Origin of the sequence: Halomonas sp. MMH1-48 (assembly GCF_022348105.1) — a bacterium.
In the GTDB taxonomy this organism is placed as follows: Bacteria; Pseudomonadota; Gammaproteobacteria; order Pseudomonadales; family Halomonadaceae; genus Vreelandella; species Vreelandella piezotolerans.
This window is the reverse complement of record NZ_JAKRFL010000009.1, coordinates 115,060-137,733: the sequence shown is the minus strand read 5'-3', so window position 1 is coordinate 137,733 and position 22,674 is coordinate 115,060. Positions and strand designations below refer to the sequence as shown.

Here is a 22,674-nt window from a genome sequence, read left to right as displayed (position 1 = left end):
GGCACACTCCATGGCAAAACGTACGGCGGGTTACACCTCTAAAGGCATTGGCAGCATCACACCACTCGCCGCATTTTTAAGAGAATTCGACGATGTCACCCCGCTTCGTCCCCTCAGTGCCCAGCCAGACGCCGTCATTGGATGGGGGTTGAAACCTACCAGCCGCCGAGCGAGGCGCTATGCCGACAAGCGCCGTCTTCCCTACGTCGCCCTGGAAGATGGTTTTTTACGCTCTTTAGGGCTTAGTAGTGCCGGTTACCAACCGCATAGTCTCGTAGTGGATTACAGCGGCATTTATTACGACGCTTCACGACCCAGCGACCTAGAGCAGTGGCTAGCGACCGCCGACTTTTCGACGGAAGAAGTATCTAGGGCCGAACACTGCATCGCCTTACTAAAGCATTATCGCTTATCGAAATATAACCATGCGCCGGACAAACCTTTGAGCGCTAGTGGCGCCAGCGTGTTAGTGGTCGACCAAACGGCGGGGGATGCATCCATCGAGTATGGTGGCGCGAGCGCCGCCAGCTTTTCAGCCATGCTGGAGCACGCACTGGCCTATCACCCCCAGGCCAAAGTGCTGGTCAAAATTCATCCCGATGTGATTGCGGGTAAAAAGCAAGGGCACCTTACCAGCGCTCTTCAACACCCGCGCTGCCAGGTGATCAGCGAAGATATCAACCCCTGGGCCCTGTTCGACCAAGTCGACGATGTCTATGTGGTGACTAGCCAGCTTGGCTTCGAAGCGCTCATGGCGGGCAAACGTGTCCACTGCTTTGGCACTCCTTTCTATGCTGGCTGGGGCCTGACCCAAGACCAACTCCCCTGCCCCCGGCGCACGCGTTCTCGTACACTGCCAGAAATGTTCGCGGCGGCCTATCTTCGCTATTGCCGTTACGCCAACCCCTACACGGGCCAGCCATCCACGCTGGAAGAGACGATATACCTCATCGCTGACCAAAAGCGTCAGCAAGAGCGGTTGAGAGGCGCATGGCTCGCTTGCGGCTTCTCCTCTTGGAAGCGACGTTTCATCAGCGATTTTCTGGGTCCTGCTGCCCGCGTTCGTTACCAAAAGAGCCTCCCCAAGCAAGCCGTCGAGTCTCAACGGCTGCTGGTATGGTCGAGCCGTATCGACGGCACCTTCAAAACGCAGCACAGCGAACTGTTGCCTCATCTTTGGCGCATGGAAGACGGTTTTATCCGCTCGGTAGGCCTGGGTGTCGACCTCACTCAACCCCTGTCACTAGTGATAGATCGACACGGTATTTATTACGACCCCAGTCAGCCAAGCGACCTGGAAACGCTGCTCAACGAGCATGAATTTAGCGATGACTTACTGGCCAGGGCCGCCGAATTGCGCCAGCGCCTCGTCACCCTGAAGCTATCGAAATATAACGTCCCTGGGGCGGCTGACGTTGCCTTACCCGATCATCGAACGGTCATTTTAGTGCCGGGACAAGTCGAGAGCGATGCGTCCATCGCCACCGGCTCACCGGAGATCCGCACCAATAGCGCACTGCTAAAAGCCGTGCGCCAATCTCAGCCGAACGCTTTCATCATCTACAAAGCACACCCTGATGTGATCAGCGGGGCTCGAGTGGGCAAACTCGATACTGATGCCAAACGTCTGTATGATTTGGACGCCAGCCACGTCGACATCACCGCTTTGCTAGAGCGCGTGGATGCCGTGCATACAATGAGCTCGCTGACCGGTTTTGAAGCTCTGTTGCGTCATCGTCAAGTGACGACCTATGGCCTGCCTTTTTATGCGGGTTGGGGGCTAACGCAAGACGCCCTGCGTTGCCCACGGCGCAACCGGACGCTCACCCTGGATGCCCTCGTTGCTGGCACGCTATTGCTGTACCCCAATTACGTCGACCCCACCTCTGGTCAGCTTTGCAATGCCGAGACCGTCGTCAGCCTATTGGAGCGGGCAAAGTTACAACAATCTAGTGCACAAACACCGCTACTTACATGGAAGCAGCGCCTTTATCGCTGCTATCGTAACTTGTTGATTGGAAGCCATTGAGTTGAAGCAGAAGCGCGCATTCTTATTCTTACAAGGCGTTTGCTCGCCCTTTTACCAACGCTTAGCCCGACGCCTCACCGACGACGGCCACCGCGTGGTGAAAGTTAACTTCAACGCGGGCGATCTCCTCTATTGGCAGCGCACGCACAGTCATAGCCACTTGTTTCGCGGCCCTCTGAGCGAGCTGCCCGCCTTCGTCACCTCACTATGGCAACGCTACGGCATTACCGACCAGGTCCTGTTCGGCGACCGGCGTCCCGTGCACCGCCCAGCGGTCGACCAAGCCCCGGCCGCAGGCATTCGCACCCACGTGTTTGAAGAGGGCTACTTCCGCCCCTTCTGGATCACGCTGGAACGTGAGGGAGTCAACGGCCACTCGCTGCTGCCTCGCGATCCCACCTGGTTTTATGAAACGGGCAAAGCGTTACCTGAGCTTCCCTCTCCGGTACGCTTTCGCTCATCGTTTAAAATCCGCGCCATGCACGATGTGGCGTACCATGTCGCCGGGCTGGCGAACCCCCTGGTCGCACCGCGCTATCGCAACCACGCGCCCATTACCGCACCGGTGGAGTATGCGGGCTACCTAAAGCGCTTCACGCTGCTCAAACAGTGGAAAAAACGCGACGCAGCACGGATTAAACGATTGATCGGAAGCGGCAAGCCCTACTTCATGCTGCCGTTGCAGCTAAATACCGATGCGCAAATTCGTGACCACTCTCCCTACGCCAACATGGAAGAGGTCATGGACCACGTGATGGGCTCGTTTGCCGAGCATGCACCAAGCGATGCCTTGCTGTGCATCAAGAACCACCCGCTCGATATGGGACTCGTGGATTACCCCTCCATCATTCAACGTCTCTCAGACTTTTACGGCTTGGATGGGCGCATCGTGTACCTCGAGTCCGGCGATCTGAATGCGCTGATCAAGCATGCAGTGGGCACCGTCACGGTGAACAGTACCGTAGGCATCGTCTCACTGGAATCACACTGCCCCACCTTTGCGCTCAGCGACCCCATTTATAATCTGGCAGGCCTTACCTATGAAGGCTCGCTGGAGGAGTTTTGGCACCAGCCACCACCGCCCAGTGCCGAATTGTTCGGCTATTTTCGCAATACCGTGATGCATACCGCCCAGGTAAACGGCGGTTTTTACTGCCAGCCCAGTATCGATCTCGCAGTCAATAATGCTGCGCACATATTAGAAGCCTGCCCATCCCCTCTGGAGAAGCTGCTGTGAGTGTTGATGCAACGTACTCGACGAAGACACCACGCACACGCCGCGTGCTGATCACCGGCGCCACAGGGGCCATCGGCGGAGCGCTCGCCAAGGCGTATGCGTCTCCCCAAACGCATCTGATTCTGCATGGACGCAACGTCAGCGCCTTAGAGCACGTGGCTAACGCCTGTCGCGAAAAAGGGGCTGACGTGTCGCTCTCCTCCATCGACCTCACCGATGATGAGGCACTAGCGCAGTGGCTCACTACGCTCAGTGCCGAGCAGTTGCCGGATATCGTGATCGCCAACGCAGGCAAGAACACACATCCTGAGCAGTTGGGCGAGCTCGAGCCCTGGGCCGATGTTCAAGCCTTGCTGAACATCAACCTCACCACCCCCATTGCCATGGCGCAGCACTTGGTACCCGCCATGCGCGCACGGGGTAGTGGCCAACTGGTATTCATTAGCTCACTGGCAGGTTGGCATGGACTACCCAGCACGCCCACGTACAGTGCCAGCAAAGCGGGCATCAAAGCGTATGGCGAAGCCTTGCGCGGCTTGCTCGCCCCCTGCGGCATCGGGGTAACGGTCGTCATGCCCGGCTACGTCACCTCCCCCATGTGCAATGCCATGCCTGGCCCCAAGCCCTTTGAGTGGCCACCCGAACGAGCCGCCAAAGTGATCATTCGTGGCATTCGCGCCAACCGTGCGCGAGTCAGCTTCCCGTTTCCGCTCAACTTCGGCACTTGGTGGCTGGCCGTCTTGCCAGCAGGCGTGTCGCAGTGGCTCATCAAACGACTGGGTTTCGATCATGTAGGAGGCCGGTAAGATGCTTGACCACCTGCTCCTATCGCTTAGCCTGCCGCTCTTCATCGGGCTAGTGTTCAGCCTTGCGTTCGAAGCGCTGCTGTCTCCACGGCCTGCTCCTCTCTGGCAGCGCCCGATGGCAGCCAATGTGATCCATCTTGGCAGTTGGCTACTGCTATTTGGGCTTTTCACGCTGCTGCTCCAGCGTCCCTGGTTTGCCGTGGTCTTCGTGCTGTCACTCCAGCTCGTGGTGGTCCAGTCGAGCAATACCAAGTCCAAAACGCTCAACGAACCGTTCATCTGCCACGACTTCGAGTACTTCTGGGACGCCATCCTGCACCCACGGCTTTATATCCCGTTTTTTGGCATTGGCCTCGCCATCGCGGCCAGCAGCGCGGGGGCCATCGCCATTGGCAGCTTTCTCTATGTGGAGCCGTCGCTGGTTAGCCAGTGGAGCACCGTGCTCTTTTTACAAAGCACCGGACTGCTGGCCGGGCTCGGGGCGGTGCTGGTAGCCGTTGGTTTACGCTCACTCGGCGCCATGTCCCTGCAACCGGTCGAGGACCTACATCGCGTGGGGCTATATGCCAGCCTTTGGGCCTATGGGGTAGCATTGATGCGCTCGTCACCGCCTGCCCCTTCGGCATCCCCCTACGCGGCTGCCAGCCAGCCCAGTGCCGTCGCTTCACCAGATAGCGCCGAGCGACCCAATGTCGTCCTGGTCCAGAGTGAATCCTTTTTCGATCCGCGCCCATGGTGTCCAGAGGTTGCGCCGACGCTACTGCAACATTTCGATGCCACCTTTACCGAGGCCGTCGAAAAGGGCGAACTGAGCGTGCCGGCCTGGGGGGCCAATACCGTACGCACCGAATGCGCCGTGCTCACGGGGTTGGCACCCAGCGCCTGGGGAGCCCGCCAGTTCAACCCCTACCGCACGCTAAGCCGTCACCCGCTACCCAGCGTGGCGAGCGCTTTTCGCGCGCAGGGATACCGCACTATTTGCGTGCACCCCTACCCCGCTACCTTCTACATGCGCGATAACGTCATGCCGCAGTTGGGTTTCGATTCGTTCATCGATATCAGCGCGTTTGACAGTAGCGACAAACACGGGCAATACATCGGTGACCAGGCCGTGGCACGAAAGGTTGGACGCCTGCTGAAAGATGACGATAATAGGCCGCTGTTTATTTTCGTGATCACCATGGAAAACCACGGCCCGCTGCATTTGGAGGCGCCTACGCAGGCACGCTTGGCGGCGACTCTACCCAACGCGACTTGGCCGCTTGCAGACCACCTGCGTGAACTCGCCGTCTATTTGCACCACTTAGGTGAAGCTGATCAAATGTTGGCGAACGTTAAAACAGCGCTAAACGAGCGCATTAGGCCTGGCATACTGGGCTGGTATGGCGACCATGTGCCTATACTGCCAGATGCATACGGGCACTTCATGCCCCCTACGGGCAGCACCCCATACATGATATGGTCGACGCAACCAACGCCGCCCGACCAAACGCCTGCCAAGCAGCCGCCGCAGGACATAGCCGCCAACGAACTTGGCCTTCGGCTATTTAAACAAGTGTTTGGACACGATATAAGTAACGATGTGATCAAGGCAGAACCAGAACCTCAGGAGCAAGAATGACTAAACGTGTGGCCATCATCGGCGCCGCCCATCGTTTCCCCGGCACCACCCCTGAAACGTTCTGGCAAGACCTGCAAGCCGAAAAAGACCTCGTCACCCAAGTGGCCCCAGATCGCTGGAGCCACGACGCCTTCTGGCACCCAGACAAACGCCACCCCGGTACCAGCGTCACCTTCGCAGCGGGCAGCCTGGGCGATATTAGCGGGTTCGACGCAGCGTTTTTCGGCATTTCTCCCCGCGAAGCCGCCAACATGGACCCGCAGCAGCGCATGCTGCTAGAGCTCGCCTGGGAAACCATGGAAAGTGCCGGCATCGTACCCAGCACGCTGCGTGGCAGCGAGTGTGGTGTCTTCGTGGGTGTCGCCAGCCTGGACTACTCTTACCGCTTGGCGGATGACATGGCCGCCATCGATGCCTCTACCGCCACGGGTAACACCTCGAGCATCGCCTCCAACCGTCTCTCTTACGTATTCGACCTGCACGGCCCCAGCATGTCGCTGGATACCGCGTGCTCGTCCTCGATGGTGGCGTTTCACCAAGCTTGCCAATCCATCCGTAGCGGTGAAACCACGATGGCGCTGGCGGGCGGTATCAGTCTGCACTTGCACCCCTACGGCTTCATCATCTTTTCCAAAGCCAGCATGCTGTCGCCCACCGGACGCTGTCAGGTGTTCGACGAAGCGGGTAATGGCTACGTACGCTCCGAAGGCGCAGGACTTTTCCTGCTCAAAGATTACGACTTAGCCGTCGCCGACGGTGACAACATACTGGCCGTGGTCGCCGGGTCAGCCGTGAATACCGACGGTCATAAATCCGGCCTGACGGTACCCAACCCCAGCGCTCAAACCGACTTGATGCGTCGCGCCTACGAGCAAGCGGGCATCTCCCCCGATGAGATCGACTATTTAGAAGCCCACGGCACCGGCACCGCCGTTGGCGACCCCATCGAAACCCGCGCCATTGGCGAGGCCATTGGCAAGCATCGGCAAACGCCGCTGCCGATTGGTTCGGTAAAAAGTAATGTCGGCCACTTGGAAACCGCCTCGGGCGTGGCGGGGCTTGCCAAAGCGCTTTATAGCCTGCAGCACCGCGAGGTGCCCGCTACCATTGGCATTCGCAAGCTGAATCCACGCATCAAGTTCGACGAATGGAACTTGAGCGTGGTCACCAAAGCCCAACCGCTGAAACCCAAAGGCCGTTTGGTGATTGGCATCAACTCGTTTGGCTTTGGTGGCGCCAACGCCCACGTCATTTTGGAGAGCGCAACGGAAAAAGCGGAAACGCCTCGCCAAACACCCGCTACCCCGCTGCCCATTCGCCTTAGCGCCCGCAGTGAAGCGGCCCTGACCGACAACGCGCTGGCGCTGGCCAAGCACCTGCAGGTATCCGGGCAGGATTTTTACGATATAGCCCATACGCTTTATCACCACCGTGAGCAGCACAGCCACGGCGCGCTCTGCTTTGCCAGCAGCGCTGACGAAGCCGCCACGGCACTGCGCCAGTTTGCCGAAGGAGAGGCCAGCCCCGTCATGACGCTAGAGCGCCTCGCCAATGCCCGAGGCCCGGTGTTCGTCTACGACGGTAACGGCTGCCAGTGGGAAACCATGGGCCATGACCTGCTGGATACCGACGCCGACTTCACGGCCGCCATCGACCGTGTCGACGCTCTGTTCCAGCGCTACGGTCGCTTCTCTCTGCGTGACGAATTAGCAGGCCGCAACCGATCAGAAGGCGAAGAGAGCCGCTTCGTACGCACCGAAATCGCCCAGCCCGCACTGTTTGCCCTGCAGGTAGCGCTGACCGAGTGGCTAAAAGCGCAAGGCATCACGCCAGCCGCCGTGTTTGGTCACAGCGTAGGCGAGGTAGCGGCCGCGTGGGCATCTGGCGCACTGAGCCTGGAAGACGCGGTCAAAGTGATTTATTACCGCAGTGACTATCAGGGCAAAACTCGCGGCCTAGGGGAAATGACGGCGGTGGCGATGAGTGCCGATGAGATCACTCCTTGGCTCGCCAAGCCCGAATTCGACAAGATCAGTCTGGCGGGCATCAATAGTCCCAAAGGCATTACCCTGGCGGGCGATCGCGACCAGCTCGGCGAGCTGGAAGCTGCGCTGAGTGCCGAAGGCACCTTTGCCAAGCGCCTGCCGCTGGATTACGCCTTCCACAGCCCTGCCATGGATAGCATCCAGTCGGGTGTGGTCGACGCGCTGGCGGACATCGAGCCCCAAGCCACCCAGATCCCCTACGTCTCTACCGTGACCGGGGCGGTCAGGGAAGGCACACAACTAGATGCCCACTACTGGTGGCTCAACATCCGCGAGCCAGTGCTCTTCGATAACGCCGCGACCGCCCTCATCGAGCAGGGTTACAACGTCTTCGTCGAAGTCGGGGCGCACCCGATCTTACGCCGCTATCTCAACGAATCGCTGCGCCAGCAAGAGCGCAGCGGCTTGGTCTTCGGCACCATCGAGCGCCACAAGCCAGGGTTAGAGGGCTTAAACCGCACCACCAGCCAACTGCTGCTCAGTGGCTTGAGCCTCGACAGCCAGCACTTTTTCCCCGTGGAAGGTCAACGCGTGCTGCTGCCACGTTATGCATGGCAGCGCACCCAGCTCTGGGTCCAGGGCACCCACGATGGGCAAGGCCTGCTGGCGCGCTATTACCAGCACCCGTTGCTTGGCTACCCGCTGGCCCAGCAAGAGCACACTTGGGAGAGCCAATTAGACACCAAGCGAGAGCCTTGGCTGGCCGACCATGTGGTGGGTGAAGGGGCCGTCTTCCCCGGCGCGGGCTTCGTCGAGCTGGCGCTGGCCGCCGCGCTACAGCAGAAAGAGACGCCGGTTCTCGATATCGAAGAGCTGGAAATTCGCGCACCGCTGCTGCTGGACGGGCCCAATGGCCGTACCATGCGTCTCACCCTCGACCCCGATGATGGACGTCTGGCCATCCACTCCCGAGAGCCCGCCACGGGAAGCGAGTGGCAGCTCAATGCCGTGGCACGCCGGATGCGCGAAAGCCGCGGTTTCCTGCTCAACCGCAGGGCGCCAGCGCTACCCAAACGCGATGCAGACTACACCCTGGACGAGCATCTGCACATGGCCGAACGCATTGGCCTGCACTATGGCCCAGCGTTTCAGGCGATTCAACGCGGCTGGATCGAGGGCGATAGCGTCATTGGAGAAATCGCCCTCTCAGAGGCGGTGACGGCTCAGTTAAACACGCTACACGTGCATCCGGGAATTCTGGATAGCGCTTTCCAAATGTTCATTCCGCTGCTGGCACAGCACAGTGAATTCGCCGCCCAACTCGCCTTCGTACCGGTGCGCGTCGGTCGTATCCAAGTCAATGCCGAGGCAGGCGCGCCCGTGTTGGCGCGTGCGGTCATGGGCAAACGCGCTCCGCACTCTTTCACGGCGGACTTCGAGCTTTACGATGCCCAAGGGCGCGCCGTGGCGGTGCTGAGCCAAACACGCTTCAAAGCCATTCGCCTCAACCGTGCGCACCACCAACACTTTAGCTATTTAGACGTGGAGCTCACGCCCGCTCCGCTGAAAGCCGCCGCGCTACCGCTTCCCGCAGACGCGCTGACGCGCCTGATGGGCTTGAGCGATGCTTACACCGCCAGCACTGGCCAGCGCTATGCGCAAGAAGTTGCCCTCCTGCTCGATAGCCTTAGCGAGGCCTTCGTCCAGCAGGCTAATGGCGGCGATGGCGGCGATGACGACGCATCCCCAGCGCCAGAGACCATTTGGCAGCTCTTGGTGCAGGAGTATCCCGACTACTTCGCGCCCATTCACCTCGTCGGCCGCTTGGGCCTGCACCGTGAACCGCTACTCAATGGCCGTGATACGCTGGAAAGCCTGGGCATCACTGCCGAGCATTTGGCCGGCATCAATCGTGTCCTGGTGGGTGAAAGCGGTTGGCAAGTTCTGGCCCATGAGCTAGGTGCGCTGATGGAGGCCTCTCTGGCCACCCTGCCAGATGGCCAACGCCTCAATCTACTGGAAGCAGGCCCCTGCGCGCCCGCGCTGGGCCAGCGCTTGCTGGAACAGCTTGCCCACGGCGCCCCAGGTACGAACGACCGTTATCGCTACCGCGCGCTCACCACGAGCGACACGGCGCGCCACCAGGCGGAACAGCTGCAAGAGCGCTACCCGCTGATGGACATTCAGCCATTAGACGAGGCGCTACCGGCGCTGACAGCCGCGCAAAAGGCACAGCTTGCGTTCGTCAGCGCAGATATCACCCAGCCCGAACGCACACGCCAACTGATCGACGCCCTGCCCGCGCAATTGGCGCCCGGCGCGCAGATCATGGTGATTGGCCTTCATCCGAGCCGTTGGCTGGACGACCTGCTGGCAACGCCGGGCATCGACCAAGCGGCGCTCGAACAGAGCACGCTGATCGAGTGGCTGAGCCACCAGGGGCTGAGCGTTTCCGTGCCTATCGAACTAGAGGAAGCGGGCGCTTACTTGCTGCATGCGCAACACCCAGAGCTTGGTGACACCGACGCGCAGGTAGCCAGCGCGCAGACCCTATTGATAGCCGATGCATCACGAGAAGCGCTTGCTGCAGAGCTGGCGGAGCATCTAAGCCACCACACGGGCCACCGCGTATGGCGTCGGATCAGCGACGCAGCGCCGCAAACGCTACTCAATGAAGCGCTGGCCGACCTCACCGACACACCGACGGCACTGAACGTGCTCGATCTGCGTGAGCTAGGCAGCACGTCCACCGAGGCTCAAACGCAGCGCTGTTTCGCCGCGCAGCAGTGGTCGTTGGCGCTGGAAGCGAGCGGCCTGGACGCGCAAGGCTGCCAGGTGACCTTATGGCTGACCACTCAAGGCTACCAGCGTGCCGACGACGCCGCGCTATGGGGCTTTGGCCGCTCGCTGGCCAACGAGGCCGTGGGCCACAGCGTCACCCTCGTTGACTTGCCAGATGCCCCCAGTGCGTCTGCGCTCGCCACCTTCGCGGCCTCTATCGCGGAACCGGATAGCGAAAACGAGCTGGTGCTGACGCAAGAAGGCACCCGCTTTGCCACGCGCCTGCGTACCCTGCCCGCGCCGCACCCGCATACCGCCAGCAACCCCGCACCTCGCCAAGCCATGACGCTCGGCTTCGCCCTGCCCGGCCAATTGCGCCAGCTACAGTGGCGGCCTCGCCAGTTGCCCGAGCTTGGCGCTGACGACGTCGAGGTACGCGTCAAAGCGACCGGCCTCAACTTCCGCGATGTCATGTATACCCTGGGCTTGCTGTCGGATGAAGCCATCGAAAACGGCTTTGCTGGCCCCACCCTCGGCCTCGAGTTTTCCGGTGAAGTGGTGGCCGTGGGCAGCAACGTTCACCACCTAACACCCGGCCAAGGCGTCGTAGGGTTTGGTCCCGCCAGCTTCAGCGACCGCCTGATGGCCAGCCAGCACGCCGTGGCGCCCCTGCCGGAAGGCGTCAGCTACGCCGCTGCCGCCACCATCCCGACGACCTTCTTTACCGTGTACTACGCGCTAAAACACTTGGCACGTTTAGAACCCGGCGAAAAAGTGCTGATTCACGGCGCTGCAGGCGGTGTGGGCATTGCCGCGCTACAAATCGCCCAGTGGATGGGGGCCGAGATTTACGCCACGGTGGGCTCGGAAGAGAAGCGTGATTTCCTCCGCCTAATGGGCGAAGAGCGCCTGTACGACTCCCGCTCGCTCACCTTCGCAGAAGAGATCCTCGAAGATACCCAGGGTGAGGGCGTCGATGTCGTCCTCAACTCCCTGGCCGGTGAGGCCATCAACCAGAACCTGCGCGCTTTACGCCCGTTCGGGCGCTTCCTGGAGCTTGGCAAGCGCGACTTCTACGAAAATACACACATCGGTCTACGGCCGTTCCGCAACAATCTGAGCTACTTCGGCATCGACTCCGACCAGCTGATGAAAGTGCAGCCGGCCCTCACTCAGCGCCTGTTCGGCGAAATGATGGCACTGTTCAACGACGGCACGCTGAGCCCGCTGCCGTTTACCGCCTTCAGCCACAGCCAGGTCATCGATGCCTTCCGCTACATGCAGCAGGCGCGCCAGATCGGCAAGGTCGTCGTCACCTACGAGCAGCCCATTGCCCCACCGCGCCAGGAGCAGCTAGGCACCGCCAGCATGCAGCTACCCAGCGATGCCAGCTACCTGGTGACCGGCGGCCTGGGTGGCTTTGGCCTAAAAACCGCACAATGGCTGGTCGATAAGGGCGCACGCGAGCTGATTCTACTCAGCCGCAGCGGCCCGGCCAGTGAAGAAGCGCAAGCAGCCGTGGCTGACTTCGAAGCGCAAGGTGTGAACGTGCTGGCGGCGGCGTGCGACATTACCGACCGCGATGCCCTGGCACAGGTGTTCGAGCGCGCCAAACGTGAGCTCAGTCCGCTGCGCGGTATCGTGCATGCCGCCACGGTCATCGATGACGGCCTGATTCGCAACCTGGATGCCGAGCGGATTCAAAACGTGCTGTCACCGAAGATCGACGGTGCCAAGCACTTAGAGGCGCTGACGGCCAACGACACCCTCGACTTCTTCGTGCTCTACTCATCGGCCACCACCCTGTTCGGCAACCCTGGCCAAGCCAACTATGTGGCTGCGAACCACTGGCTCGAAGCGTTCGCGGCCCGCCGTCGCGCCCAAGGTCTACCGGCCACCTGCGTGCGTTGGGGCGCCATCGACGACGTTGGCTTCTTGGCGCGCAACACCCGCACCCGCGACGCACTGCAAGAGCGCCTGGGCGGCTCGGCACTACGCTCAGACGACGCCCTCAAGGTGCTCGAACAAATGCTGCTGACGCCTGGGCCAAGCCTGGGTGTGTTAGAGCTCGAGTGGGGTGCGCTGGCGCGCTTCCTGCCCACCTCCAGCGTGCCGCGCTTCGATGAGATTGCGCGGGCCAGCGACGACGACGGTAGCCTGGATAGCGACGACGACATCAGTGCCCTGCTGGCAGATCTCTCGCCCGAAGAGCTGCACAGCACGATCACCGAGCTGCTGCGCGCCGAACTGGCCAGCATTCTGCTCATCGATGAAGAAAAAATCGACGTGAATCGCTCGGTCTACGACATGGGCTTCGATTCGCTCATGGGGGTCGAGTTAATGACGGCCATCGAGAACCGTTTAGGCGTCCAAGTACCGGTGATGGTGCTCAGCGAAGCCTCGACGCTGGATAAGCTTGCAGGCGTGCTGATTCAGAAACTGCACCAGCACGATGAGGATGTTGAAGAGTCGCCACAAGATGCGTTAGCCTCTCTGGCCGCCCGCCACGGTGCGGATGGCATCAACAGCGAGCCCGCATCCTCCCCTGCGACCGAGACACCATGACCGCCAAGCGTTCTGAGTTAAAACGCCAGCTTCTGGAAAAAGCGCGCCAGCGCCCCACCGCCAGAGCCGCCGCTCCCTCTGCCCCCAGCGCCCAAGGCGCGGGGGCAACCCGTTCCGTGCCCGAGCGCTTTACGCGCTTCGATGCGCACCCAGGCTATCAGCAGCTCATGATGATGCGCCAAGGCGCTGAGCAGCTCGGCCTGGAGGTGCCCTTCTTCAAGGTACATGAGGGCCTGGCGGGGGCCACGAGCGTGATGGATGGCCGCACCTGCATCAACTTTGCCAGCTACAACTACTTGGGTTACTCCGGCGACCCCCGTGTGGTGCAAGCCGCTAGCGAGGCAGCCGCTCATTACGGGACGTCCGTCTCGGCGAGCCGCGTCGTTTCTGGGGAACGCCCTATCCACGGCGAGCTCGAACGCGCCATTGCCAGCGCTTACGCCGTTGAAGACGCCGTCGCGTTCGTCAGCGGCCACGCGACCAACGTCTCCACGTTGGGCTATCTGCTCGGCCCAAAAGACCTCATCCTACACGACGAGTACATCCACAATAGCTCGTTGGTGGGCGCGCAGCTCTCGGGCGCCAAACGCATGTCGTTTAGCCACAACGACCCGGACGCTTTGGAGGCATTGCTTGTCCAACACCGCCATCAGTTCGAGCGCGTCCTGGTCGTGATCGAAGGGCTTTACAGCATGGACGGCGACATACCCGACCTGCCGCGCTTTATTGCCCTCAAACAGCGCCATCAAGCCTGGCTCATGGTGGATGAAGCCCACTCCTTCGGCGTGATGGGCAAAACCGGCTTGGGCCTGCGTGAACACTTTGCCATCGACCCCACCGATGTCGATATCTGGATGGGCACCATGAGCAAAACGCTCTCCGGCTGCGGTGGCTACATTGCGGGTAGCATCGCGTTAGTCGAGACGCTGCGCTACTTCGCACCGGGCTTTTTGTACAGCGTCGGTATGCCCGCCCAAGTGGCCGCACCTTCGCTCAAAGTGTTGGAGCTGATGCCCCAAGAACCCGAGCGCGTCGCCAAACTGCAGGCCATCTCTCGCTACTTCCTCGAGCAAGCCCAAGCCCGAGGCATGGATACCGGCCACAGCATCGGCTCCGCCGTGGTTCCCGTCATCGTTGGCAGCTCGCCACTGGCAGCGCACCTCTCCAACGCACTGCTCGCGCGAGACATCAACGTACAGCCCATCCTGTACCCCGCCGTGCCGGAAAAAAGCGCCCGCCTGCGCTTCTTCCTCTCATGCGAACACACCCAAGCGCACATCGACGAGACGCTAGAGGTACTGGAGAAGCTGTTAGCCGAAGGGATGTGAGTGGTGGTGAATGGTGAACGGTGAGTGGTGAGTGGTGAGTGGTGAGTGGTGAGTGGTGAGTGGTGAATGGTGAATGGTGAATGGTGAATGGTGAATGGTGAATGGTGAATGGTGAATGGTGAATGGTGAATGGTGAATGGTGAGCCAGCACCGTAGCGCGGCGTAACGAAAGAGCGAGAGCAACGAGCGATAGAGGCACCCGCGGGGGCGGCGATAGCCGCCTGGAAGGTGGCACGTTAACCTGAAGAACCACCTGGGCAATAGGAAGGTAGTAACATGGCAGTAGAAGTAACAGAGACCAGCACTGCCCACTGGTACGTCATTCAATGCAAAGGCAGCGAATCCTTCCGCGCCGCCGAACACCTCGTCAATCAAGGCTATGAGGTGTTCCACCCGGTCCTCGATGTCAAACGCAAACGGCAAGGCAAGCTCACTACCGTCACCGAGCCGCTGTTTCCCTACTATCTATTCATCCGTTTAGACCAGGTCGTCAGCAACTGGCGGCCCATCCGCTCTACGCGTGGCGTCCTGCGCCTGCTCACCTTTGGCAACACGCCCATCGCCGTACCCGACGCCCTCGTCGACACCCTGCGTGCCCAGCCCCATCGCCAAGAAGGCAGCCACAGTTACTTCACCGCTGGCGAAAAAGTCACCATCACCGACGGCCCCTTCAAAGACCTAGAAGCCATCTTCACCCGCTGCAAAGGCGAAGAACGCGCCATCGTATTGCTCAACGTTCTTCAACGCCCGCAACACGTAGAACTACCGGTTGAAAGCCTGGAAAAGCGGTGACAAGCGACGCGAAACGAATACTGAGTTCCGGAATAACGTCTAGGCAAGGCTAGCGGGCGGTCGCAAAATAGCGCTGCACCATCTTTCGATACCAAAAAAGCCGTAAAATGTTGATCACACCCAGCACGAAAGGCACGGCATAAATAATGAAGACCCACTCCTGTGCTTGGGGCATTAAACGCACGATGCTAAACACGAGCAATACGAGTAAAAACACCACCATGTTGAATATCAATGACAACCGCTCGTAGCCGCAAAAATTAATCAACACCGACTCAATCACACCAAGTTGCCCGCTCGCCACGTTAAACGCAAACGCCGCCACGAAAAACAGCACCAGCCCCACATCATTGACCGCGCCTGAAAAATAAAAATACGCGATGATCGTCAGCGATAACGCAGGTACCAAAACAGCCACCAAGGTATAGATTTTTTTACGAAGCGGCACCACCACCGAACGCGCATAATCCCGCACCATGACCATCTTGGAAAGCGCAGCGGCACTATTATTGATCAACCCTCTAGGCAAGGCTGACATTGCGCTAAACACCGCCGCGCAGAGCGAGGCCACGATAGCCACGTCACTACCACCGAGCGCGATAAATAGAGAGGGCAAAATAAAACCAACGCCACTACTGGCCGCGTTGGAAAAACCCACGACCAAACTCGACACCAAGTCCTTGGGCGACAGAAAAGCGACATGACGATAAAAATGAGGATCGCTCTCGCTGGCAATCAATACACCTACGAATGTTACGAAAGCGAAGGCGTATGAGAGGGACAACACGTTCAACAACTGCCCTGCATCGAGCCGCCCCACCATGACGTATAACGCCAGCATCATGAGAAGAAAAAGAAGCCCAATCACGCCATCATAAAAAAACAGCGTCCAAAACTGCCGTTTAAAAACAAGATAATTGCGAAAAACCTGATACAGAGAAGTCATCAAAATCAGACAGAACACTTCCCACCCATGTGGAACGGGAACGGCCAACGAGGCGACAAGCAGCGCGACTGCTGACACACCCCCACCGACCACCACACACGATGCCCCATAGCGCAGCAGTATCGCCAAGCGCTCATCCTCGGCCATACGCTTCATTAAGATCGTCGCAAAACCAACCCCTGACACCATGACGAAAAAGGCCGCCAGGGTGTACTGAGTAGAAAAAAACACCATGCTGTCTGGGGCAAGAAAGAATCCCGCAATCCCCAACACAAAAATACGAAAGCCACCAGGAACGGCAGCCGTAATAAAAGGCAACAGCCTTTCCAATGAACGACGAAGGGTCATGAACCATCGTCCTTTCTAGATTGAAGCTGACGAACACATCCTCTTATCACTCGCGCAATCGAAAAGAGTTTTCGCCTCGCCGGTGTTTGGCGCTCACCTTCTAGTGAGCTATCCAGTTTGATGAAATCCTCCCACACCAATAACGGTCTTACTTCTTGGACCTTAACGCCCTTCGTTTCAAAATAAGGCCAGTCATCCAGCACACACTGGATCGCTGTCGTAGCCGCTAACAATTTAGCCGCGCCCGCTGGAGTCACGACATACCCTACCGCTCCGGAGGGCCATGTTTTAAAACCTCTGCCAAGTTTAAAGAGCCCCATGGGCGTCCAACGCTTTAACGGCTCAAGAAAGTGGTATAGCGTTTTCCGGCGGTGATCTTTTTTAGAGTGACCTAGCAACACCACGTCGAACCGAGCGGAGGCACCGTTCAGGCGGTCTAAGAATTGACAAAGCTCATCTTCAATGAGCGCATCGTCTTCAAAAATGACACCTGGCTTTCCAGCCTCCACCACCTGCTGCCAGATTCTTCGATGGCTTAAAAAACAGCTCACTTCGCCTTGAGTAAGCATCCGGCCATACCGCGCTTGAATAGCCTCACGTTCGATGGGAAGATCGGCATGCTCGATCCTTTCCAGGACCGTGGCATCGATGTACTCAAACGAGATATCAAGCCGAGACAGTTGACGCTCGATAGAGGCCATCCTTGTCTCATCTCTCATGGTCAGTACAAAAACACCAAACGGCTCAATGCTCACACGTCTGCTCCTTGAATCAATAGGGCTCGTTAAGGTGGGGGAAAAAGTAGTTCATATTGTCCCCTAACCTACGCCAGCCTGGCTACTCAGCATTGGCATTACGGCTGTAAAGATGCATCGTCTTCTCGACGACGGTAGGCTATGGGTATTCATCACTGCAAGGAAGCAGCCATGGCCACCTACCGACGCGCTCACCTACCCGGCGGCACCTACTTTTTCACCGTGGTGACGTATGGCCGCCAACCGCTGTTATCGGATCGCTTGAACATAGACGCCCTCGGTCGAGCTTTTCGTCGAGTGCGCGACGAACGTCCCTTTCTCATGGATGCGTTCGTTCTTCTACCCGACCACCTGCACTGTCTCTGGACCCTCCCCGAAGGCGATGCGGATTACGCTTCCCGATGGAGAGACGTCAAAAAATATGCCTCTCAAGAATTCTTGCTTCCCCTCGGTAGTCAACATGCTTGGCAGCGTGGATTTTGGGAGCACGTCATCCGCGATGAGAACGATTGGCAGCGCCACATGGATTACATCCATTACAACCCAGTGAAGCACGGCTGGGCCAACGCCCCTCGCGAATGGCAGTGGTCCAGCTTCAACCGATGCGTCAAGAAGGGATGGTACGAGCCAGACTGGGGCACGCAAGACATCCCGGACGTCGCCGATATGGACTGGGAGTAGAATACCTGGCCCTCCTACCGGAGTGCTTCGCGAGTGCGCTATCGCTTATCACGCGCTACGAATGTATGCCCCGCCCCGTAGCGCGGCGTAACGAAAGAGCGAGAGTAACGAGCGAAAGAGGCACCCGCGAAGGCGGCGATAGCCGCCTGGATGAAGACACCGTGAATGATCACATCTCAGTACCAAAATCGGCACTCCTACCGGAGTGCTTCGCGGGTGCGCTCCGCTTGCGCCGCGCTACGAATATCCCCATACAACAAAGGAGGGGTTCAAGGTCTCAGCAGGATTAGCGTAACTGAGCGGCTCGCCTTCCAAGGTATCGACGCGTCCGCCTGCATAGCGTACAACCGCATGAGCGGCGCCAGTGTCCCAAAGGCAGGTGGGGCCTAAGCGTGGGTACGCATCGGCTTTGCCTTCGGCAATCAGGCAAAGCTTGAGTGAGCTACCCATGGGAAGCATTTCGTGTTCGCCTAATTTATCCAGCCAAGCCGCTAAATCTGGGCTGGGGTGAGAGCGACTGCCTACAACGCGCCAAGTTGAACCTTCAGCAGGCTGTCCAGCCACTTGGATGGCATGACGTTGGCCGTCTTTCTCAACCTTAAACGCACCTACGCCTTCAGCCGCCACATAAGCCGTCCCTAGCGCCGGGGCAGTCACCACGCCGAGCACGGGCACACCGTTTTCGATCAGCGCAATATTGACGGTGAACTCTCCGTTACGCTTGATGAACTCTTTGGTGCCATCCAAGGGGTCGACTAGCCAATAGCGTCCGTCGGCATCCACGCCCGCAAACCCTTCCATGTCCTCTTCGGAGAGAACCGGTAGTCGAACCGGCAGCGACTGAAGGCCACGCACGATAACGTGATGAGCCGCTTGATCCGCCTCGGTCAGAGGGCTTTTGTCCTCTTTTTCTTCGACGCTGAAGTCACGAGCATAAATTTTCATGATGGCATCGCCCGCCTCGCGTGCGATGCGCTCTACTGCCTCCAGCAATGTTTGATCGATCATCGTATCCATCCTTTACATTCGACATTAAAAAACCGCCAACAACCCAAAGATGCTAAGTCGTTGGCGGTGTGACGACAGAGACTGACTCCCCCTATCGCGACGTCAACTGCGTGTCGTTAGCTGATCAAGCCGCGCTCACGTAGCGCCTCGATCACCGCATCGGCAGCTTCTTCAGCGTTCATCTCGGCCGTTTTCAGGTGAACGTCCGGTGCTTGAGGCGCTTCATAAGCGGAATCGATGCCGGTAAAGTTTTTCAACTCACCTCGGCGCGCCTTTTTGTAGAGGCCTTTTGGATCACGCGCTTCCACCACGTCCAACGGTGCATCCACATAAATCTCGATGAATTCACCCTCTTCCAACAAATCGCGGGCCAACTGCCGCTCGCTGCGAAACGGTGAAATGAAGGCCGACATAACGATCAGGCCCGCATCGACCATCAGCTTGGCGGTTTCCGCCACCCGGCGCACGTTCTCGACCCGGTCAGCATCGGTGAACCCCAGGTCACGGTTCAAGCCGTGGCGGACGTTGTCGCCATCCAACAAGTAAGTATGCTGGCCGTTACCAAATAGCTTTTTCTCCACCAAGTTGGCAATGGTCGACTTACCCGCGCCAGACAAACCCGTGAACCAAAGCACAGCAGGCTTTTGCCCTTTGGCTAGGGCGCGTGCTTGCTTGTCGATATCCACATGCTGCATATGGATGTTCTGGCTACGGCGCAGCGCAAAGTGCAGCATGCCAGCGCCGACCGTATTGTTCGTCATACGGTCGATGAGGATGAAGCCACCGGTACCCTGGTTCTCTTTATACGCATCGAACGCGACGGCGCGGTTCAAGCTAATCGTACACACGCCAATCCCATTCAAGTCCAGCTGCTTACCCGCCGTGTGCTCAAGCGTATTGACGTTTACCTGATACTTGATATCGGTCACGGTAGCGGTGACCGTTTGCGTACCCAGTTTCATCAAGTAAGGACGGCCCGGCAGCAGCGGCGCCTCATGCATCCATACCAGCGTGGTTTCGAACTGGTCGGCCGTGTGTGCCGGCTGGTCGACGCCAGAAATGATGTCCCCACGGGAAATATCGATCTCGTCATCGAGCAGCAGCGTGATGGACTGCCCGGCGACCGCTTCCTCCAAATCGCCATCGAATGTATAGATGCGCGAGACGGTGCTGGTTTTACCCGAGGGCTGAACACGAATAGGATCACCAGGGCGAACGATGCCGCTTGCGATCATACCGGTAAAGCCCCGGAAATCGAGATTCGGGCGGTTGACCCACTGCACGGGCATTCGGAACGGTGAACGCTGCAGGCGCTCGTCATCTACTTCGACGGTCTCCAGGTAGCCCATCAGCGTGGTGCCGTGATACCACGGCATCTTCGCGCTGTGCTCGATGACGTTATCGCCCTTCAATGCCGACATCGGAATGAAGGTAATGTTTTCGAGCCCCAACTGCTTGGCGAACGCGCGGTACTCCTCGACGATTTGGTCGTAACGCGCTTTCGAGTAATCCACCAAGTCCATCTTATTGATAGCCACAATGATGTGGCGCATGCCCATCAGCGACATCAAAAAGCTATGACGGCGGGTTTGGGTCAGAATGCCGTGGCGAGCATCCACCATCAGAATCGCCGCATCGGCCGTAGACGCCCCGGTCACCATGTTGCGGGTGTACTGCTCGTGCCCTGGCGTATCCGCGACGATGAATTTGCGTTTCTCGGTGGAGAAGAAGCGGTACGCCACATCGATGGTAATACCCTGTTCGCGCTCGGCGGCCAAGCCATCTACCAGCAGCGCGAAATCCATCTCACCGCCTTGCGTTCCGTACTTCTTGGAATCGGCTTCGATGGCAGCCAGCTGGTCTTCGAACAGCAGCTTGGATTCGAACAACAAACGGCCAATCAGGGTACTTTTGCCATCGTCCACGCTTCCACAAGTGATGAAGCGCAACAAACCTTTATGCTCGTGGGACTTCAGGTAGCCCTCGATATCTTCAGCAATCAGATCGGATGAGTGCGACATTAGAAGTACCCCTCTTGCTTCTTCTTCTCCATGGACGCCGCGCTGTCATGGTCGATCACACGGCCCTGGCGCTCGGATGTTTTGGTCAACAGCATCTCTTGAATGATCGCGGGTAGCGTGTCGGCTTCCGACTCCACGGCACCGGTCAGCGGGTAGCAGCCTAAGGTACGGAAACGTACCTTGCGCATCATGGGCACTTCACCCGGTTCCAACGGCATGCGGTCATCATCGACCATGATCAGCGCGCCATCACGCTCCACCACCGGACGCTCGGCAGCGTAATAAAGCGGAACGATGGGAATGTTCTGCAGGTGGATGTACTGCCAAATATCCAGCTCGGTCCAGTTCGAAAGCGGGAAGACGCGAATGGACTCTTTAGGGTGCTTGCGCGTGTTGTAAAGCTTCCACAGTTCCGGCCGCTGATTTTTCGGATCCCAGCGGTGCTGTGCGGTGCGAAAAGAGAACACGCGTTCTTTGGCACGGGACTTCTCTTCATCGCGCCGTGCCCCGCCAAATGCCGCATCGAAGCCATACTTGTCCAGTGCTTGCTTCAAGCCTTCGGTTTTCATCACATCGGTATGAATGGCCGAACCGTGAGTGAAGGGGTTGATGTCTTTCTCCACCCCTTCCGGATTGATATGCACGATCAATTCCATGCCGATCTCTTCGGCCATCTTGTCGCGGAATTCGTACATCGCTTGGAATTTCCAGCGGGTATCGACGTGCAGCAGCGGGAAAGGAGGCGGCGAGGGGGCAAAGGCCTTACGCGCCAGATGCAGCATCACCGCTGAATCCTTACCGACGGAGTAGAGCATCACCGGGTTTTCGGTCTCGGCGACCACTTCGCGCATGATCTGGATGCTTTCCGCTTCCAGCCGCTGTAAATGGGTGAGTGATGTCATCATCTTTCCCAACGTTGTGTGAAAAAACCGTTTTCAAGTGGCCGCTCGCGGCACTGCCTTAAAAACCTATGGATAAAAAGCCTTAGCGGTGTTCCAAACCGATATCTGCCGGTACCGCCACGACCGTTAACGTCGTTTGGCGGTCGAGCCACTCGGTGAGCGTTTGGCTCGCCGAGAACAGCGCGCCGTGAAATACCACGGCGGCAGGCCGAGGCAGCGATGCCCATACCGCCTGATAATCGAACGCGGCCGGCGGACGCTCGTAACAGCGCATGTAGAGCTTTCCGCGTGCCCCGTGCAGGTACACTTGATAGAGCGCCCGCTGCGCATGCGCCACACGTCGTACGCCGCCCTGCCAGCGCTGCTCGGCGCCCGGGTAGAGAGAGAACGTCGGGGCGACCGTTTTCTCGAACCACCGCCCTGCACGGGTGCGCTTTTTGGCTAGCGCATTCAGCTCCCAGGGGTCATGCTGCAACCCTTCGGTTTCCCACCAGTGCTCGATGGCACGCTGGGTGAGCTTTAGCCCTAAACGCGCATTCACCAAGTCGGCTAGCGCGGCGCTACTCCAGCCCGGCATACCTTGAGGTGGTGCACCATAAAGCGCCTCCCAAAGTACGGTCTGCGCGGCAGCGCCCAACGTATTGCCCTGCCCCTTCGTCCGCCCACGCGGCTTCACGGGTACGGCAGCCCATCCCCCTTCGCGAAAGGCCTTCCACGCCGCCGACACCGTAGGCGCAGACAACCCCGTACGTTGGCTGACCACCGCTACCGTATGGCCATCCAAACGTAGCCGGACCGCTTTTTTACGCTGCTCATTAAGAGCTTCAGGCGACAAATGTTTAGCGCTCAATTAATGCCATAACCTTATG

At 58.9% G+C, this 22,674-nt stretch carries 14 protein-coding genes; 8 read left to right on the top strand and 6 right to left on the bottom strand.

Going from position 1 to position 22,674, the window contains the following annotated elements:
* The first annotated feature begins 10 nt into the window (after window positions 1-10).
* The 7 genes from MHM37_RS10355 (at window position 11) to rfaH (ending at window position 15,144) form a co-directional block, all read left to right on the top strand.
* Window positions 11-2,029: a capsular polysaccharide biosynthesis protein gene (locus tag MHM37_RS10355; RefSeq protein WP_239296597.1), complete on the top strand. Its 2,019-nt coding sequence runs from the start codon at window positions 11-13 to the stop codon at window positions 2,027-2,029.
* 1 nt (window position 2,030) lies between these two features.
* On the top strand, window positions 2,031-3,266 hold the full coding sequence (locus MHM37_RS10350) for a capsular biosynthesis protein (RefSeq protein WP_219861192.1): 1,236 nt from the start codon (window positions 2,031-2,033) through the stop codon (window positions 3,264-3,266).
* The gene (locus tag MHM37_RS10345) at window positions 3,263-4,072 is read left to right on the top strand and encodes an SDR family NAD(P)-dependent oxidoreductase (RefSeq protein WP_219861194.1); all 810 of its coding nucleotides are present in this window, start codon (window positions 3,263-3,265) and stop codon (window positions 4,070-4,072) included. Before MHM37_RS10350 ends, MHM37_RS10345 begins: the two co-directional genes overlap by 4 nt.
* Window position 4,073: 1 nt before the next feature.
* The gene (locus MHM37_RS10340) at window positions 4,074-5,693 is read left to right on the top strand and encodes an LTA synthase family protein (protein ID WP_239296596.1); all 1,620 of its coding nucleotides are present in this window, start codon (window positions 4,074-4,076) and stop codon (window positions 5,691-5,693) included.
* Window positions 5,690-13,024 carry a type I polyketide synthase gene (locus MHM37_RS10335; RefSeq protein WP_239296595.1) on the top strand — a complete coding sequence of 2,445 codons (7,335 nt, stop codon included), beginning with the start codon at window positions 5,690-5,692 and terminating at the stop codon, window positions 13,022-13,024. The genes MHM37_RS10340 and MHM37_RS10335 overlap by 4 nt, the downstream gene beginning before the upstream one ends.
* Window positions 13,021-14,352: an aminotransferase class I/II-fold pyridoxal phosphate-dependent enzyme gene (locus MHM37_RS10330; protein WP_153842789.1), complete on the top strand. Its 1,332-nt coding sequence runs from the start codon at window positions 13,021-13,023 to the stop codon at window positions 14,350-14,352. Before MHM37_RS10335 ends, MHM37_RS10330 begins: the two co-directional genes overlap by 4 nt.
* A 276-nt stretch (window positions 14,353-14,628) precedes the next feature.
* The gene (gene rfaH / locus MHM37_RS10325; RefSeq protein WP_153842788.1) at window positions 14,629-15,144 is read left to right on the top strand and encodes a transcription/translation regulatory transformer protein RfaH; all 516 of its coding nucleotides are present in this window, start codon (window positions 14,629-14,631) and stop codon (window positions 15,142-15,144) included.
* Between the two features lie 49 nt (window positions 15,145-15,193).
* On the opposite strand, the gene MHM37_RS10320 is transcribed toward rfaH, so the two are convergent.
* Both MHM37_RS10320 and MHM37_RS10315 read right to left on the bottom strand, forming a co-directional pair.
* Window positions 15,194-16,438, bottom strand: coding sequence for a hypothetical protein (locus MHM37_RS10320; protein WP_239296594.1), 1,245 nt, complete (start codon window positions 16,436-16,438; stop codon window positions 15,194-15,196).
* Window positions 16,435-17,193: a glycosyltransferase family 25 protein gene (locus MHM37_RS10315; RefSeq protein WP_239296593.1), complete on the bottom strand. Its 759-nt coding sequence runs from the start codon at window positions 17,191-17,193 to the stop codon at window positions 16,435-16,437. The genes MHM37_RS10320 and MHM37_RS10315 overlap by 4 nt, the downstream gene beginning before the upstream one ends.
* Before the next feature lie 171 nt (window positions 17,194-17,364).
* On the opposite strand from MHM37_RS10315, the gene MHM37_RS10310 reads away from it, so the two are divergent.
* Window positions 17,365-17,874: a transposase gene (locus MHM37_RS10310; protein WP_239296591.1), complete on the top strand. Its 510-nt coding sequence runs from the start codon at window positions 17,365-17,367 to the stop codon at window positions 17,872-17,874.
* A 237-nt stretch (window positions 17,875-18,111) separates the two neighbouring features.
* On the opposite strand, the gene cysQ is transcribed toward MHM37_RS10310, so the two are convergent.
* The 4 genes from cysQ to MHM37_RS10290 form a co-directional block, all read right to left on the bottom strand.
* Window positions 18,112-18,882: a 3'(2'),5'-bisphosphate nucleotidase CysQ gene (gene cysQ / locus MHM37_RS10305; protein ID WP_239296589.1), complete on the bottom strand. Its 771-nt coding sequence runs from the start codon at window positions 18,880-18,882 to the stop codon at window positions 18,112-18,114.
* A gap of 116 nt (window positions 18,883-18,998) precedes the next feature.
* Window positions 18,999-20,903, bottom strand: a complete 1,905-nt coding sequence (gene cysN / locus MHM37_RS10300; protein ID WP_239296587.1) for a sulfate adenylyltransferase subunit CysN — start codon at window positions 20,901-20,903, stop codon at window positions 18,999-19,001.
* Window positions 20,903-21,805: a sulfate adenylyltransferase subunit CysD gene (gene cysD, locus MHM37_RS10295; protein ID WP_054641454.1), complete on the bottom strand. Its 903-nt coding sequence runs from the start codon at window positions 21,803-21,805 to the stop codon at window positions 20,903-20,905. The genes cysN and cysD overlap by 1 nt, the downstream gene beginning before the upstream one ends.
* An 82-nt stretch (window positions 21,806-21,887) precedes the next feature.
* Window positions 21,888-22,655, bottom strand: coding sequence for a helix-turn-helix domain-containing protein (locus MHM37_RS10290; RefSeq protein WP_239296585.1), 768 nt, complete (start codon window positions 22,653-22,655; stop codon window positions 21,888-21,890).
* Window positions 22,656-22,674 lie beyond the last annotated feature (19 nt).

Bases quoted from the DNA above. Each gene is read 5' to 3' on its own strand.
- MHM37_RS10355 (WP_239296597.1), top strand. From the start codon at position 11: ATGGCAAAACGTACGGCGGGTTACACCTCTAAAGGCATTGGCAGCATC.
- MHM37_RS10340 (WP_239296596.1), top strand. From the start codon at position 4,074: ATGCTTGACCACCTGCTCCTATCGCTTAGCCTGCCGCTCTTCATCGGG.
- MHM37_RS10335 (WP_239296595.1), top strand. From the start codon at position 5,690: ATGACTAAACGTGTGGCCATCATCGGCGCCGCCCATCGTTTCCCCGGC.
- MHM37_RS10330 (WP_153842789.1), top strand. From the start codon at position 13,021: ATGACCGCCAAGCGTTCTGAGTTAAAACGCCAGCTTCTGGAAAAAGCG.
- rfaH (WP_153842788.1), top strand. From the start codon at position 14,629: ATGGCAGTAGAAGTAACAGAGACCAGCACTGCCCACTGGTACGTCATT.
- MHM37_RS10320 (WP_239296594.1), bottom strand. From the start codon at position 16,438: ATGACCCTTCGTCGTTCATTGGAAAGGCTGTTGCCTTTTATTACGGCT.
- MHM37_RS10310 (WP_239296591.1), top strand. From the start codon at position 17,365: ATGGCCACCTACCGACGCGCTCACCTACCCGGCGGCACCTACTTTTTC.
- cysQ (WP_239296589.1), bottom strand. From the start codon at position 18,882: ATGATCGATCAAACATTGCTGGAGGCAGTAGAGCGCATCGCACGCGAG.
- cysN (WP_239296587.1), bottom strand. From the start codon at position 20,903: ATGTCGCACTCATCCGATCTGATTGCTGAAGATATCGAGGGCTACCTG.
- cysD (WP_054641454.1), bottom strand. From the start codon at position 21,805: ATGACATCACTCACCCATTTACAGCGGCTGGAAGCGGAAAGCATCCAG.